We start from the raw sequence: 12,954 nt of genomic DNA on the forward strand, positions 1-12,954 counted from the left end.
TCGCAATGAACAAGAACACCATCTGCCTGTGGTTCGATCGGGACGCCGAAGAGGCCGCGCGGTTCTATGCCGCGACGTTCCCCGACAGCGAAGTGACCGCCGTGCGCACGGCGCCGAGCGATTTCCCCGGCGGCAAGGAAGGCGACGTGCTCACGGTCGAATTCACGGTCTGCGACATTCCGTGCCTCGGCCTGAACGGCGGCCCCTCCTTCCCGCAGACCGAGGCGTTCTCGTTCCAGATCGCGACCGAGGACCAGGAGGAAACCGACCGTTACTGGAACGCGATCGTCGGCAACGGAGGCGAGGAATCGGCTTGCGGCTGGTGCCGCGACAAGTGGGGCCTCAACTGGCAGATCACGCCCCGCGTCCTGACCGAGGCGATGGCCGCCGGCGGCGAGGAAGCGTCCCGCGCTTTCGAGGCGATGATGACGATGCGCAAGATCGACGTCGCCGCGATCGAAGCCGCTCGCAAGGGGGCCTGACGGATGGGTAGACGCATTATCGGCGGGGCCTTCATTTCGCTCGACGGCATTGTCCAGGCCCCGGGCGGGCCGGAGGAAGACACGACCGGCGATTTCGCGCTGGGCGGCTGGCTGGCGAACCTGTTCGAGGAAACGATCGCCAACCAGGTCGACACGCTGCTGTCGATGCCGTTCGATCTCCTGCTGGGCCGGCGCACGTACGATATCTTCGCCGGCCACTGGCCTTACCAGCCGCAGGACGATCCGGTCGCCGCGATGTTCGCCCGCGCGCGCAAGTACGTGCTTTCCACCTCCGAGCTGCAGGCCGAGTGGGAGGGGAGCCATCGCCTGGCCGATCTCGACGCGCTGGCGCGGCTCAAGCGGCAGGAAGGGCCGGACCTCGTGATCCAGGGCAGTTCGACGCTCTATCCGCAACTGCTCGAACGCAAGCTGCTCGACCGGCTCGTGCTGATGACGGTGCCGGTCACGCTGGGCACGGGCAAGCGCTTGTTCGGCGAAGGCACGCCGGCGCGCACGTTCCGCATGGTGGAACAGCGCATCGGCGCCGGCGGCTGCGTCATGTCCACTTACGAGCCGAACGGGCCGCCCGACGTGGGCAGCTTCGCCGCGCAGGAACCGAGCGAGGCCGAGATCGCGCGGCGTCGCCGCATGGCCGAGGGGACCTGGTGATGCCGATACTCTACGGCCATCTTTTCTCGTCCTATACCTGGAAGGCGCTGATCCCGCTCCATGCCAACGGCACGCCGTACGAATTTCGCGAGGTCGGGCCCGATCATCCCGAGCACGCGGCTTTCGTCGAGCGCGCCCACCCGACGGGCAAGTTCCCGGTGCTGGTCGATGGCGGGACAACGGTGATCGAGGCGACGGCGATCGTCGAGCACCTCGCGCAGCACCATCCGGGCCGTGCGCCGCTGATCCCGGCCGATCCGGCCGCGGCGGTCACGACCCGGATGCTGGACCGGGTGTTCGACAACTACGTGATGGGCGGCGTGCAACAGGTGGTCCACGCCTACCTCGCCGACAGCGCGAACCCCGATCCGGGGGCGGTGCGGCAGGGCGGGGAAACGCTCCGGCGCGCCTATGCCTGGCTCGAAGGGTGGCTGGCGCGGAACGCGCTGCCCGAACACGTCTCGCTCGTCACCTGCGCGGCGGCGCCATCGCTGTTCTATGCCGACTGGGTCGAACAGATTCCGGCCGATTGTCCGCGTCTTCTTGAGCTGCGGCGCGAACTGCTGGCCCTGCCGCCGGTCGCCCGCTGCGTCGAGGATGCACGCCCTTTCCGCGACCTGTTCCCGCTGGGCGCACCCGATCGCGACTGAGCGGGTGCGATCGACCGGTCGCGGTTGACCGCTGCCGATGTTCCTGTATTGTTCCCACCCGTTCAAGGGAGAGGCTGCGCCATGGCCGAGTACACGTTCTTCTTCAATCCGATGAGCCGGGCGCAGATCGCCCGCTGGGCGCTGCACGAGGCGGCCGTCGATTACGAGCCGGTCTTCGTGCCGTTCGACAACCCCCCGGCGGCGCTGATGGCGGCCAATTCGCTGGGCAAGCTGCCGACGGTGGTCCATCACCACGCCGGCCACGATCACGTCGTGACCGAGGCGGCGGCAATCTGCCACTACCTGGCCGAGATGTCGGCGCCCGAACTGCTGCCGCGCGCGCACGAGAAGGCCGACTATTTCCGCTGGATGTTCTTCGCCGCCGGCCCGCTGGAACAGGCGGTGACGGCGCGGATGTTCGGCTGGGAACTGTCGCCCGATCAGGAAAGGAGCGCCGGGTTCGGCAGTTACGAGCGCGCGCTGGACGCGATCGCGGGCTGGCTGGCGGATCGCGACCATGTCTGCGGCGAACGGTTCACCATGGCCGATGTCTATGTCGGCAGCGCGATCGACTGGGGGCTCCAGTTCGGCTCGATCCCGCCGCGCGACGTCTTGGAAGCCTATGCCGCGCGCTGCCGCGAGCGTCCGGCCTATCGCGAAGGCAAGGCGATCGACGGCCGGCTGATGGCCGAAATGCAGGGCGAAGGGGGCGCGGGATGAGTTACACGAGCACATGCCATTGCGGCACGATCGGGGCGACGATCGCGGGCGACCTGCCGGCCGAGGCGATGACCTGCAACTGTTCGATCTGCCGGCGCAAGGGGACCGTGCTGCACTTCGTTCCGGCGGACGCGGCAAGCCTCCACGCGCCGGCGGACAAGCTGCGCGATTACCGGTTCGGCAAGAACGCGATCCACCACCATTTCTGCATGGACTGCGGCTGCACGCCGTTTGCCACCGGCACCGATCCGCAGGGCAACGCCATGGTCGCGGTCAACCTGCGGTGCGTGGAAGATTGCGATCTCGACCGGCTGAAGCTCACCGCCGTGGACGGCGCGTCGTTCTAGGCGAAGACCGCGCTCTTGCGCAGGAGCTGGTAGGCCTCGACCACGCGGCCGAGACGCGCCTCGTGCCGGCGGTCGCCCCCGTTGCGATCGGGGTGATAGCGGCGGACCAGTTCCGAATAGCGGCGGCGCAGGCGGCGAAGGTCGGTATCGAGGCCCAGCCCCATCGTTTCCAGCGCCCTGGCCTCCTCGGCGCTGAAACGGGCATCCATCGCCATGCGCGCCTCGCGCTCGGCCCGGCTCCGGATTCCGCCCGCGCGGGCGGAAATCGCGTCGAGCGGGTCGTCGAAATCGGACCAGCGCGGCATGCCGTCCACTCCGCCGGGCGGGCGGTAGGCGTGGGTTTCGGTGCGCCAGCCGGCGCCGGGGGCCTGGGCGGCCAGGATCTCCTCCGCGCTCATCCCCTCGAACCAGTCGTACCCGGCATTGAACTCGCGCACGTGGTCGAGGCAGAACCAGCGCCATTCGCCCGGCCCGTCGAACGAATTGCCGCGCCTGCCGGGGGCGCGGAACTCGCCCCTTTCGCGGCATCCCGGCCGCTCGCATTCCCGCCCGCTGCCCTCGTAACGTCCATGGAACTTCGTCTGCTTCACCCCATTAGGATGGGCATGGACAAGGGCGATGGGAACCCCCAAACCGGGCCTATGACGACTCCGTTGCAATCCGAGATCGAGACGCGTCTCGAACAGGCATTCTCCCCCAACCGGCTGGACGTCATCAACGACAGCGCCAGCCACCGGGGCCACGCGGGCGACGACGGCAGCGGCGAATCGCACTTCACCGTCGTGATCGAGAGCGCGGCCTTTGCCGGCAAGGGCCGGCTCGAACGCCAGCGCATGGTCAACCGCGCGCTGGGCGACATCCCGGGCGAGCGCGTCCACGCCCTTGCCATTCGCGCCTTCGCACCCGGCGACGGCTGATGGCCTACGACCTCTGGTACTGGCCGCAGATCCCCGGGCGCGGGGAATTCGTGCGGCTGGCGCTGGAGGCTGCCGGCATTGCCTATCGCGACCGCGCGCGCGAGGACGGGGCCGATGCGCTGGCCGCCGACCTCGCGGCGCGCAAGGGCCTGCGCCCTTTCGCCCCGCCCTATCTCGTCGATGGCGACTTCGCGATCGCGCAAGTCGCGCATATCCTCGCCTGGCTCGCCGACCGGCACGGCTTCGGCGCCGGCACGCTCGCGCGCGACCTGGAACTGATCACCGTCCAGCTGACCGTCAGCGACATGGTCGCCGAAGTCCATGCCGTCCACCACCCGGTCGCGACCGGCCTCTACTACCGCGAGCAGGAGGACGCCGCCGCGCGCGCCGCTGCCGAGTTCCGCGCCGGCCGGCTGACCAGGTTCCTCGACTATTTCGAGGATGCCCTGGGCGAGACCGGCGGGCCCTTCGTGCTCGGCGACCGCTGGAGCCACGTGGACACCTCGCTGTTCCAGCTGGTCGAGGGGCTGCAATACATGTTCCCCCGGCGGATGGCCGCGGTCTTCGGCGGCTATCCGCGGCTGGCCGCCTGCCACGCGGCGGTCGGCGCGATCGAGGGCGTGGCCGCCTATCGCGCCTCGTCCCGCTGCATCGCGTTCAACGAAGACGGCATCTTCCGCCATTACCCGGAGCTCGACGGCCCATGATCGAACAAGCGATAACCCCCGTCACCCACGACCTCGGCCAGTTCGAGGTCCGCCGCGCCATCCCCTCGCGCGAGCGATCAATGGTCGGCCCGTTCATCTTCGTCGACCAGTTCGGGCCGGCGCAGCTCGACATCGGCGCGGGCATGGACGTGCGGCCCCACCCGCACATCAACCTCGCCACGGTCACCTGGCTGTTCGAAGGGGCGATCGATCACCGCGACAGCCTGGGCACTTTCGCCACGATCCGCCCGGGCCAGGTCAACCTGATGACGGCGGGCAGCGGCATCGTCCATTCCGAACGCAGCCCGCAGGACGAGCGGGAGCGCGGGGCGCGCCTCTATGGCATGCAGACATGGCTGGCCCTGCCCGACGGGCAGGAGGAGATCGCCCCCGCGTTCGAGGCGCAGACCGACCTGCCGGTGGTGGAGGACGGCCCGGCCCGCGCGATCGTGGTCATGGGCGAGCTCTGGGGCCGCCGCGCGCCGACGACGACCCATGCCGGCACGATCTATGCCGAGATCGCGCTCGCCCCTGGCGGGACGATCCCGGTCGAGGCCGAGGCGGACGAACGCGCCGTCATGCTGGTCGATGGCGAAGCGAGCGTGGGCGGGCAGCCGCTGACCCTGTTCGAGCTGACCGTGCTCGCCCCCGGCGCTGCGATGACGCTGGCGAGCGAGCGCGGGGGCCGGGTCATGCTACTGGGCGGCGAGGCTTTCGCCACCAGGCGCCATGTGTGGTGGAACTTCGTCAGTTCCGACCGCGAGCGGATCGACCAGGCGAAGCGCGACTGGAAGGACGGTCGCTTCCCGGCGGTGCCGGGCGACGAGGACGAGTTCATTCCCCTTCCTGAAAAAGCAACGACGGTGAGCTATCCATGAGTTTCGAAAACCGGGTCGCCTGGATCACGGGCGCATCTTCGGGCATCGGCGCGGCCCTCTCGCGCGAGCTGGCATCCCGCGGGGCGCACGTCGTTCTTTCCGGGCGCGACGAGGCGCGGCTGGCCGCCGTGGCCGAGGGGCTGGCGACCGAGAGCCTGTGCCTCCCCTTCGACGTGCGCGACGACGATGCCATGGCCGCCGCCACGCGCGCGGCGATCGACTGGCGCGGCGGGGTGGACATCGCGGTCGCCAATGCCGGCGTCTCGCAGCGCGGCGCCGCGCGCAAGACCGAAATGCACGTCTATCGCGAGATCGTCGCAATCGACCTCGTCCAGCAGATCGCCTTCGCGCAGGGGCTGGTACCGCACATGGCCGACCGGGGCAGCGGGCGGCTGGTGTTCATATCGTCGATCGCCGGCAAGGTCGGCGTGCCGATGCGCACCGCCTATTGCGCGGCCAAGTTCGGCCTCGTCGGTTATGCCGACGCGCTGCGCGCCGAGCTGTCGCAATCGGGGGTCGAAGTCCACGTCGTCGCGCCCGGCTCGGTCGCGACCGACGTCAGCCGCAATGCGCTGACCGCCGACGGCTCGCGACGCGGCAAAAGCGACCCGGCGATCGACAACGGGATCCCACCGGACGAGGCAGCCCGCGAAATGGTCGATGCGATCGCGCTCAACCAGCGCGAGATCATCGTCGCGCGCGGGATGGAAGAGGCACTGGGCAAGCTGCGCCAGACGCCCGACCAGGTGTTCGACCAGGTCGCGGCGATGGTCGCCGGTGGATACATGGAAAAGATGGAAGCGGAGGGGTAGGCAGATGGAACAGACGCGCGTCACGCTGGCGAACGGGATCGAACTGGACACGGTGGACACGGGCCCGCGCGACGCCCCGGTGCTGGTCTTCCTCCATGGCTTTCCCGAAAGCCACCGGACCTGGCGGCACCAGATCGCGCACCTTTCGGACCGGTTCCGGTGCATCGCGCCGGACCAGCGCGGCTATCGCGGATCGTCGAAGCCGCAGGAGGTGGAAGCCTATACGCCCGACAAGCTGATCGGCGACATCTTCCTGCTGGCCGATGCGCTGGGGGTCGAACGCTTCACCATCGTCGGGCACGACTGGGGCGGGGCGATCGCCTGGGGCACCGCGCTGGCCGGGCAGGCGAACGGGCGGGTGACGCGCGCGGTCGTGGCCAATGCCCCGCACCCGGCGATCTTCCAGAAACTGCTCTACACCGACGAGAACCAGCGCCGCTCCAGCCAGTATATCCGCGGTTTCCGCGACCGCACGAACGATGCGCTGGTGCGCGAACACGGCCTGGCCGCCCTGCTGATGCAGGAAGTGAAATGGGACCGGCCGAGCGAGATGGAGCCGGAAGAGCGCGAGGCGCTACTGCGCGACTGGCAGGACCGCGAGGCGGCCTTCGGAATGCTCAACTGGTACCGGGCCAGCCCGATCGACGTGCCCCCGCTCGACGCCCCTTACGAGCCGCCACGGGGCTGGACCCCGCCGCCCCTGCCCCGGCTGACGATCCCGACCCTGGTGATCTGGGCCATGGACGACCGCGCCCTCCCGCCCGAAAACCTCGAGGGGATGGACGAACTGATCGAGGATCTTGCCCTCGTCGAAGTGCCCGATTGCGGCCACTTCGTGCCGTGGGAGGCGCCCGAGAAGGTCAATGCCGCGCTCGACGATTTCCTCGGCCGGACGGGCTGAGCGCCGGGCCGGCTAGCCGCTCCACTCGATCCATTCGCCGTGCGGATGGGCGACCGCCAGCCGGGTCCACTCGGGCCCGCCGGGCCAGTGGCGCACCGACAACTCGTGCCGGTGGCTCTCGCGGTTCGCCTCCAGCGCCACCCAGGCAAGCGGGCTTTCGGCGCTGGCCCGCGCGCCGGCTTCGGCCATCGCCGCCTCGATCCGCTCGCGCTCCGCCGGCGGCAGGTATTGCCAGACGACCGACTGCATGACCACGCGCGTCACCCCCGCCTCGGGCGCGGCGGCCAGGGTCCGCTCGACGAAATCGGCCGCGGCGCTGCGCTCTATCTCGGGCGGGAACGTGCGGGCGGCGGCGATCGCCGCGTCGAGCCGGGCGAACCGCTCGGTGAACTCGGGCCAGATATAGGCGCGCAGCCGCAGGGCCTGGCGCGGGTCCGCCAGGTCCACCGGCGCGATGTCGCAGCCTTGCGCGCCGACAATGTCGAAATCGCCGGCGGGCGGCGGGTCGCCGCGCCATTCGGGGGCGATCCGCATCCGCGCCCGCGGCGGGCCGACGCGCACCCCGCCCAGGTCGTAGCGATAGCGGCGCATCATCAGGTTGATACCGGCGCTGGCCCCGATCTCGCCGAGCGCGAGGCGCCCCGGCAGCCCCCGGGCGCGAAGCCACAGGAAAGCCGCGGCGAAGGCGGCGGAGCGCCCCGCCTCGTTGGTCTGCGGCGGCCCGTCGAGCCAGGGCATGAGGAAAGGTTCGTGCCGTTCGATGACATCGGCCAGCAGGTCGGCCATGCGCGTCGTGCGCTGGCCGGCGTAGACCGGCTCGAGGTCCGGCTCCGCCCCGTCGAGGTGAAGCGCGTGCAGCCCGCCCGCGATCCGCAGCGGCAGGGCGTCGGCGAGCGGCGGCCCCTGCCACTTGCGCACCCGCCGCATGACCGCCCCGCCTCGCTCGCCCTCCAGCAGCCGGTGCAGCCCCTCGCAGATGCCGGCAGTCACCGGCGCGCCGTTCGACCGGCAATAGGCGACCTGGTTGGCGAAGGCGCGGCGCACCGCCTCCGGCCCCCGCGCCTGCGGATCTTCCCGCCCGATTTTCATCTCCTGCCTTTCGGCCATCTCCATTGCCCTTTCCTCGCCCCTTGCCTAAGTGCCGCGGCGCAATGGCAACACCGCTGACCTTCGCCATCCCCAAGGGGCGTATTCTCGACGAGGCTCTGCCCGTGATGGAACGCGCCGGCGTCGTGCCGGAACGCGCGTTCCACGACAAGGGCAACCGCAGCCTTACTTTCGCGACCACGCGCGAAGACCTGCGCCTGATCCGGGTGCGCGCCTTCGACGTCGCCACTTTCGTCGCCCACGGTGCGGCGCAGGCGGGCATCGTGGGATCGGACGTGATCGAGGAATTCGACTATTCCGATCTCTACGCGCCGGTCGATCTCGACATCGGCCATTGCCGCCTGTCGCTCGCCGCCCCGGCCGACGTGCCCGAGGCGGGCGCGGGGGCGAGCCACATGCGCGTGGCGACGAAATACCCGAACCTCACGCGTCGCTGGTTCGAACGCCAGGGCATCCAGGCCGAGTGCGTCAAGCTGAACGGCGCGATGGAAATCGCCCCCGCGCTGGGCCTCGCGCGGCGGATCGTCGATCTCGTTTCCACCGGCCGCACGCTGGCCGAGAACGGGCTGGAGGAGCGCGACGCCATCATGCAGGTTTCCGCGCGGCTGATCGTCAACCGCGCCGCGCTCAAGACCGATCCGCGCGTCGGCGAGTTGGTCGAACGGTTCCGCGCGATCGCAAGCGGTGCGGAAGGCGCCTGATGCGGCGGCTGGCCATCACCGATCCCGGCTTCGAAAAGGCCTTCGCCCGGATCGTCGACGGGCGGCGCGAAAGCGACATCGCGGTGTCGCAGGATGTCGCGACGATCGTGGAGCGCGTGCGCCGCAAGGGCGATGCCGCGCTGGTCGAATACACGCAGCGTTTCGACAAGCACGCGCTGACGCAGGACAGCGACTGGCGCATCGCGCCGGAGGCGTGCCGCGCGGCCTACGAGGGGCTGGAACCGGCGCTGCGCGAGGCGCTCGACCTCGCCGCCCGGCGGATAGAGGCCTATCACCGCGACCAGTTGCCGGCGGACCGGGACTTCACCGATAGCAACGGCGTGCGGCTCGGCGCGCGCTGGCAGCCGGTCGATGCCGCGGGCCTCTACGTGCCCGGGGGGCGCGCGGCCTATCCCTCCTCGCTGCTGATGAACGCGATCCCCGCGCGCGTGGCCGGCGTCGGGCGGCTGGTGGTCGTGACCCCGACCCGCGGCGGGGAAAGCAACCCGCTGGTCCTGGCCGCGGCCCATGTCGCCGGGGTGGACGAGATCTGGCGCATCGGCGGGGCGCAGGCGATCGCCGCGCTCGCCTATGGCACCGAGCGGATCGCCCGCGTCGATGTCGTCACCGGCCCGGGCAACGCCTGGGTGGCGGAGGCCAAGCGCCAACTCTACGGCGTGGTCGGCATCGACATGGTCGCCGGGCCGAGCGAGATCCTGGTGATCGCCGACGGCGTCAACGACCCGGACTGGATCGCCGCCGACCTTCTCAGCCAGGCGGAGCACGACCCGACCTCGCAATCGATCCTGATCACCGACGATGCCGCCTTCGCCGACCAGGTGGAGGACCGGGTCGATACCCAGTCCGCCCAGCTGGCCACGCGCACGACCGCGCAGGCGAGCTGGCGCGACAACGGGGTGATGATCGTGGTCGAGACGCTCGACCAGGCGATCCCGCTCGCCAACCGGCTGGCGGCCGAGCACGTCGAGCTGGCGGTGGCAGATCCCGCCCCCCTGTTCGCCGGCCTGCGCCATGCCGGCAGCGTGTTCCTGGGCCGCCATACGCCCGAGGCGGTCGGCGATTACGTCGCCGGCCCCAACCACGTCCTGCCGACCGGGCGGCGCGCCCGTTTCGCCAGCGGGCTCTCGGTGCTCGATTTCATGAAGCGCACCAGCTTCATCGAGTGCGGCCCCGGCGCGTTGGCGGCAATCGGCCCGGCCGCGGTCGCCCTGGCCGAGGCCGAGGGCCTGCCCGCGCATGCAAATTCGGTTTCCATGAGGCTCAAATGACATCCGCACCTTCGCCCCGGCGCTCGATCGCCCGTTCGGCCGCGCGCCTCGCGGCGGTCCAGGCGCTCTACCAGCGCGAAATGGAAGGCACGGCCCTCGTCCGCCTGCTCGACGAGTTCCACCAGCACCGCCTAGGCGCGGTGATCGAGGACGAGCACTACGCCGATGCCGAAGTCGCCTTCTTCGACGACGTCGTGTCGGGCGTGGACGCGCGCTGCGACGAGATCGACCTGCTGCTGAGCGAACGGCTGGCCCAGGGCTGGAACCTCGCCCGGCTGGACAAGACCATGCTGCAGATCCTGCGCGCGGGCGCTTACGAGCTGATCGCCCGGGCCGACGTGCCGGTGGGCACCGCGATCAGCGAATATGTCGATGTGGCCAAGGCCTTCTTCGACGACCGCGAAGCGAAGTTCGTCAACGGCATACTCGACGCGGTGGCCAGGCAGGTGCGGTGAGCGGGGAGCTCGACCTGATCGAGCGCCTGCGCGCCCTTCCGCTGCACGAAGGGGCGCGAAATCTCGACGACGACGCGGCCGTGCTCGAGATCGGGGGCGAAACGCTGGTGCTGACCCACGACATGCTGGTCGAAGGGGTGCACACCGCGCGGGGGCAGGACGCCGCCGACGTGGCGTGGAAACTCGTCGCGACCAACCTCTCCGACCTCGCGGCCAAGGGCGCGCGGCCGGTCGGCGTCCTCGTCGGCTTCACCCGCGGCAAGGACGAGGCGCGCTTCGTTGCCGGACTGGAGGCCGCGCTGCGGCATTACGGCGTGCCCCTGCTCGGCGGCGACACGGTATCGGGCGGCCCGCCGCGCAGCCACGGCCTTACCGCGATCGGACGAGCGAGCCACGTCCCCGTCCCGTCGCGCGGCGGGGCGCGGCCGGGCGACGCGGTCTGGGTGACCGGGACGCTCGGCGCGGCGCTCGCCGGGTTCGAGGCCTTGACCGCCGGCGACCGCGACGGGGCCGGCGCCTACCTGCGTCCGCGCGCGCTGGTCGGCGAAGGCGTCGCCCTCGCCCCGGTGGCGACCGCGATGATGGACGTTTCCGACGGCCTGCTGCTCGATGCCTGGCGCATGGCGCGCGCGAGCGGGGCTAACCTCGTGCTGGAAAGCGCCGCGGTGCCCATCGCGCTGCCCGAGGCACGGCGCGACGAGGCGCTGCGCTGGGGCGACGACTACCAGCTGCTGTTCGCCCTCCCCGCCGGCCTGGCCCCGCCGGTCCGCGCGACCCGCATCGGGACGGTCGAATCGCCCGACAGCAGGGGCGACGGGGGCAGCGACGGGGACAGCGATGGCGGCGGCGCGCTCATCCTCGACGGCCGGCCGATCGCCTCCCCCGACGGCCTCGGCTACAGCCACTAGGCCGCGGCACCGGGCGCCCGTTCGATCAGCGAGGTTCGTTGTCGTAACGTCTTGAAAGCCGCGGCAAGGCGTTCCCGGGTGCAGCCGCGCGCGCCGGTCAGATCTCGGGGCAATGGACGCCGCGTTTCTCCAGGATCGGGCGCAGCGCGTAGTAGGCTTCCTTCGTCCGGTGGTTCGGGATCGAGGGATAGAGGTGGTGGACCAGGTGGGTTTCCATCCCGATCGATCCGATCTGGCCCAGCCGGCTCTTGAACAGGCGGGTATTGCCGTAGCGGCCCTGGTCCTCGCGCGGGTGGTGCGGGGCCCAGCTGAGGTAGAAGCGGATATAGCTGAGGCCGATATGGCGCGGCAGCCACCAGATCAAAGCCGCCTCTATCGCATATCCGCTCCACGCCATGGCGAACAGCACGGCCATGAAGATCAGTTGCAGGCGCACCGTGTCCTTCAGCGCGTCGGCGGCTTCCCTGGTCCCCATTTCGGCGAGGATGCGCTTGTAGATGTGGATCGACCCGTCCACCCCCGGCTGGCGGTTGAGCCAGGTCTTGTAGATCGCGTGCCACGGCCCGTTCGCCCGGTCCGGATAGTCGGGATCCTTTTCCGGGTGGTTGCAGTGATAGTGATGCTCGAGGTGCATCAGCCGCGCCATCGAGAACGGGAAGACGATGATGATGGTAGAGACCTTGCCCGTCCATTCGTTCAGCCAGCGCCACTTCGTGCCGTGCCGGGCGATGTTCGAATGCATGGCCTCGTGGCTGGTGACATAGCCGCCGACCGCGAAGACGGTCGACAGGACGAAGGCGAGCGGAAGGTTCAGCCAGCCCATGATCGCGAGCGGGAAAAAGCTGAGCCAGATCGCGTAGCAGGTGAAGGCGGCGGCGGGGTAGATCCACATCTTCCCGCCTTCGAACCGCCGCGCGATGGCCCGTTCCTCTTTCAGCAGGGCGATGCGGGTGTGCCTGTCCAGCGTCGCGTCGCCGCCCAGCGGGATCGCAGGCCCGTCGCCGCGCGTGCGCGGGGTGTCGAGCGCCGGCGAGGTGTCGGCAGAGGGGGCCGCGGGGGCCGCCGCGCCGGACAGCGCGAGATCGCGCGGGTTGCCGATGCCGTCGGTCATATCCAGCGCCCCCGCACGGTCGCGTAAAGGCCCCATGGCCCGCCGATCAGCAGGCCGAAGCCGATCGGCGAAAGGCCGAGCGGGGGCGACCAGCCCCAATAGGCCATCGTCTGCGCGATCAGCGGCGCGATAAAACCTATGCCGAACAGGAACGGCATGATCTTGAACAGGGCCTGGACCGCGCTTTGCATGGCCGTTTACTTAAACTTAACCATGGCAAGTCGCAAGCGCGGCGGCGAACGGGCCGCGCCGCCGTCGCATTTCGGGTCACCCGCCCGGGGGCGGCCCGCCCTTCGCCCC

Annotated in this window: 18 protein-coding genes; 14 read left to right on the forward strand and 4 right to left on the reverse strand. The window is 70.2% G+C overall.

The features are described from left to right. Positions 1 to 5 precede the first annotated feature (5 nt). The 5 genes from T8T98_RS09085 (at position 6) to T8T98_RS09105 (ending at position 2,868) form a co-directional block, all read left to right on the forward strand. Positions 6 to 482: a VOC family protein gene (locus tag T8T98_RS09085; RefSeq protein WP_251105432.1), complete on the forward strand. Its 477-nt coding sequence runs from the start codon at positions 6 to 8 to the stop codon at positions 480 to 482. A gap of 3 nt (positions 483 to 485) precedes the next feature. Then, positions 486 to 1,151, forward strand: coding sequence for a dihydrofolate reductase family protein (locus T8T98_RS09090; RefSeq protein ID WP_251105431.1), 666 nt, complete (start codon positions 486 to 488; stop codon positions 1,149 to 1,151). Further along, positions 1,151 to 1,801, forward strand: a complete 651-nt coding sequence (locus tag T8T98_RS09095) for a glutathione S-transferase family protein (RefSeq protein ID WP_251105430.1) — start codon at positions 1,151 to 1,153, stop codon at positions 1,799 to 1,801. Before T8T98_RS09090 ends, T8T98_RS09095 begins: the two co-directional genes overlap by 1 nt. Positions 1,802 to 1,882: 81 nt before the next feature. Then, positions 1,883 to 2,521 carry a glutathione S-transferase family protein gene (locus tag T8T98_RS09100; RefSeq protein WP_251105429.1) on the forward strand — a complete coding sequence of 213 codons (639 nt, stop codon included), beginning with the start codon at positions 1,883 to 1,885 and terminating at the stop codon, positions 2,519 to 2,521. Next, a complete protein-coding gene (locus tag T8T98_RS09105) occupies positions 2,518 to 2,868 on the forward strand; it encodes a GFA family protein (protein WP_251105428.1) in 351 nt (116 codons plus the stop codon). The genes T8T98_RS09100 and T8T98_RS09105 overlap by 4 nt, the downstream gene beginning before the upstream one ends. Here the strand turns inward: T8T98_RS09105 and T8T98_RS09110 are convergent. Beyond that, positions 2,865 to 3,458: a DnaJ domain-containing protein gene (locus T8T98_RS09110; RefSeq protein ID WP_160733084.1), complete on the reverse strand. Its 594-nt coding sequence runs from the start codon at positions 3,456 to 3,458 to the stop codon at positions 2,865 to 2,867. The two genes, T8T98_RS09105 and T8T98_RS09110, sit on opposite strands and share 4 nt — an antisense overlap. 51 nt (positions 3,459 to 3,509) lie before the next feature. Here T8T98_RS09110 and T8T98_RS09115 point away from each other — a divergent pair, with 51 nt between their 5' ends. Genes T8T98_RS09115 through T8T98_RS09135 form a run of 5 tightly spaced genes read left to right on the forward strand, consistent with a single transcriptional unit; the run spans position 3,510 to position 7,083 of the window. After that, positions 3,510 to 3,785: a BolA family protein gene (locus T8T98_RS09115; RefSeq protein ID WP_251105427.1), complete on the forward strand. Its 276-nt coding sequence runs from the start codon at positions 3,510 to 3,512 to the stop codon at positions 3,783 to 3,785. Next, complete coding sequence (locus T8T98_RS09120) at positions 3,785 to 4,492, forward strand: glutathione S-transferase (protein ID WP_251105426.1); 708 nt, start codon at positions 3,785 to 3,787, stop codon at positions 4,490 to 4,492. The genes T8T98_RS09115 and T8T98_RS09120 overlap by 1 nt, the downstream gene beginning before the upstream one ends. Next, a complete protein-coding gene (locus T8T98_RS09125) occupies positions 4,489 to 5,370 on the forward strand; it encodes a pirin family protein (protein ID WP_160733087.1) in 882 nt (293 codons plus the stop codon). The genes T8T98_RS09120 and T8T98_RS09125 overlap by 4 nt, the downstream gene beginning before the upstream one ends. Continuing rightward, a complete protein-coding gene (locus tag T8T98_RS09130; protein WP_251105425.1) occupies positions 5,367 to 6,182 on the forward strand; it encodes an SDR family NAD(P)-dependent oxidoreductase in 816 nt (271 codons plus the stop codon). The genes T8T98_RS09125 and T8T98_RS09130 overlap by 4 nt, the downstream gene beginning before the upstream one ends. Before the next feature lie 4 nt (positions 6,183 to 6,186). Then, complete coding sequence (locus T8T98_RS09135) at positions 6,187 to 7,083, forward strand: alpha/beta fold hydrolase (protein WP_251105424.1); 897 nt, start codon at positions 6,187 to 6,189, stop codon at positions 7,081 to 7,083. A 12-nt stretch (positions 7,084 to 7,095) separates the two neighbouring features. Here the strand turns inward: T8T98_RS09135 and T8T98_RS09140 are convergent, their stop codons facing one another. Continuing rightward, positions 7,096 to 8,196: a DUF2332 domain-containing protein gene (locus T8T98_RS09140; RefSeq protein ID WP_251105423.1), complete on the reverse strand. Its 1,101-nt coding sequence runs from the start codon at positions 8,194 to 8,196 to the stop codon at positions 7,096 to 7,098. 38 nt (positions 8,197 to 8,234) lie between these two features. Between T8T98_RS09140 and hisG the strand changes: the two genes are divergently transcribed. The 4 genes from hisG to thiL are packed head-to-tail and all read left to right on the forward strand — an operon-like array spanning position 8,235 to position 11,543. Then, positions 8,235 to 8,891: an ATP phosphoribosyltransferase gene (gene hisG, locus T8T98_RS09145; RefSeq protein WP_251105422.1), complete on the forward strand. Its 657-nt coding sequence runs from the start codon at positions 8,235 to 8,237 to the stop codon at positions 8,889 to 8,891. Then, positions 8,891 to 10,180 carry a histidinol dehydrogenase gene (hisD, locus tag T8T98_RS09150; protein WP_251105421.1) on the forward strand — a complete coding sequence of 430 codons (1,290 nt, stop codon included), beginning with the start codon at positions 8,891 to 8,893 and terminating at the stop codon, positions 10,178 to 10,180. The genes hisG and hisD overlap by 1 nt, the downstream gene beginning before the upstream one ends. Then, the gene (gene nusB, locus T8T98_RS09155) at positions 10,177 to 10,635 is read left to right on the forward strand and encodes a transcription antitermination factor NusB (protein ID WP_160733092.1); all 459 of its coding nucleotides are present in this window, start codon (positions 10,177 to 10,179) and stop codon (positions 10,633 to 10,635) included. The genes hisD and nusB overlap by 4 nt, the downstream gene beginning before the upstream one ends. After that, a complete protein-coding gene (gene thiL, locus T8T98_RS09160) occupies positions 10,632 to 11,543 on the forward strand; it encodes a thiamine-phosphate kinase (RefSeq protein ID WP_251105420.1) in 912 nt (303 codons plus the stop codon). Before nusB ends, thiL begins: the two co-directional genes overlap by 4 nt. A 97-nt stretch (positions 11,544 to 11,640) precedes the next feature. Here thiL and T8T98_RS09165 read toward each other — a convergent pair whose 3' ends face one another. Further along, the gene (locus tag T8T98_RS09165) at positions 11,641 to 12,654 is read right to left on the reverse strand and encodes a fatty acid desaturase (protein WP_251105419.1); all 1,014 of its coding nucleotides are present in this window, start codon (positions 12,652 to 12,654) and stop codon (positions 11,641 to 11,643) included. Further along, positions 12,651 to 12,845, reverse strand: a complete 195-nt coding sequence (locus T8T98_RS09170; RefSeq protein WP_160733095.1) for a hypothetical protein — start codon at positions 12,843 to 12,845, stop codon at positions 12,651 to 12,653. Before T8T98_RS09170 ends, T8T98_RS09165 begins: the two co-directional genes overlap by 4 nt. Positions 12,846 to 12,954 lie beyond the last annotated feature (109 nt).

This window comes from Pelagerythrobacter marinus (assembly GCF_034375205.1).
In the GTDB taxonomy this organism is placed as follows: Bacteria; Pseudomonadota; Alphaproteobacteria; order Sphingomonadales; family Sphingomonadaceae; genus Pelagerythrobacter; species Pelagerythrobacter marinus.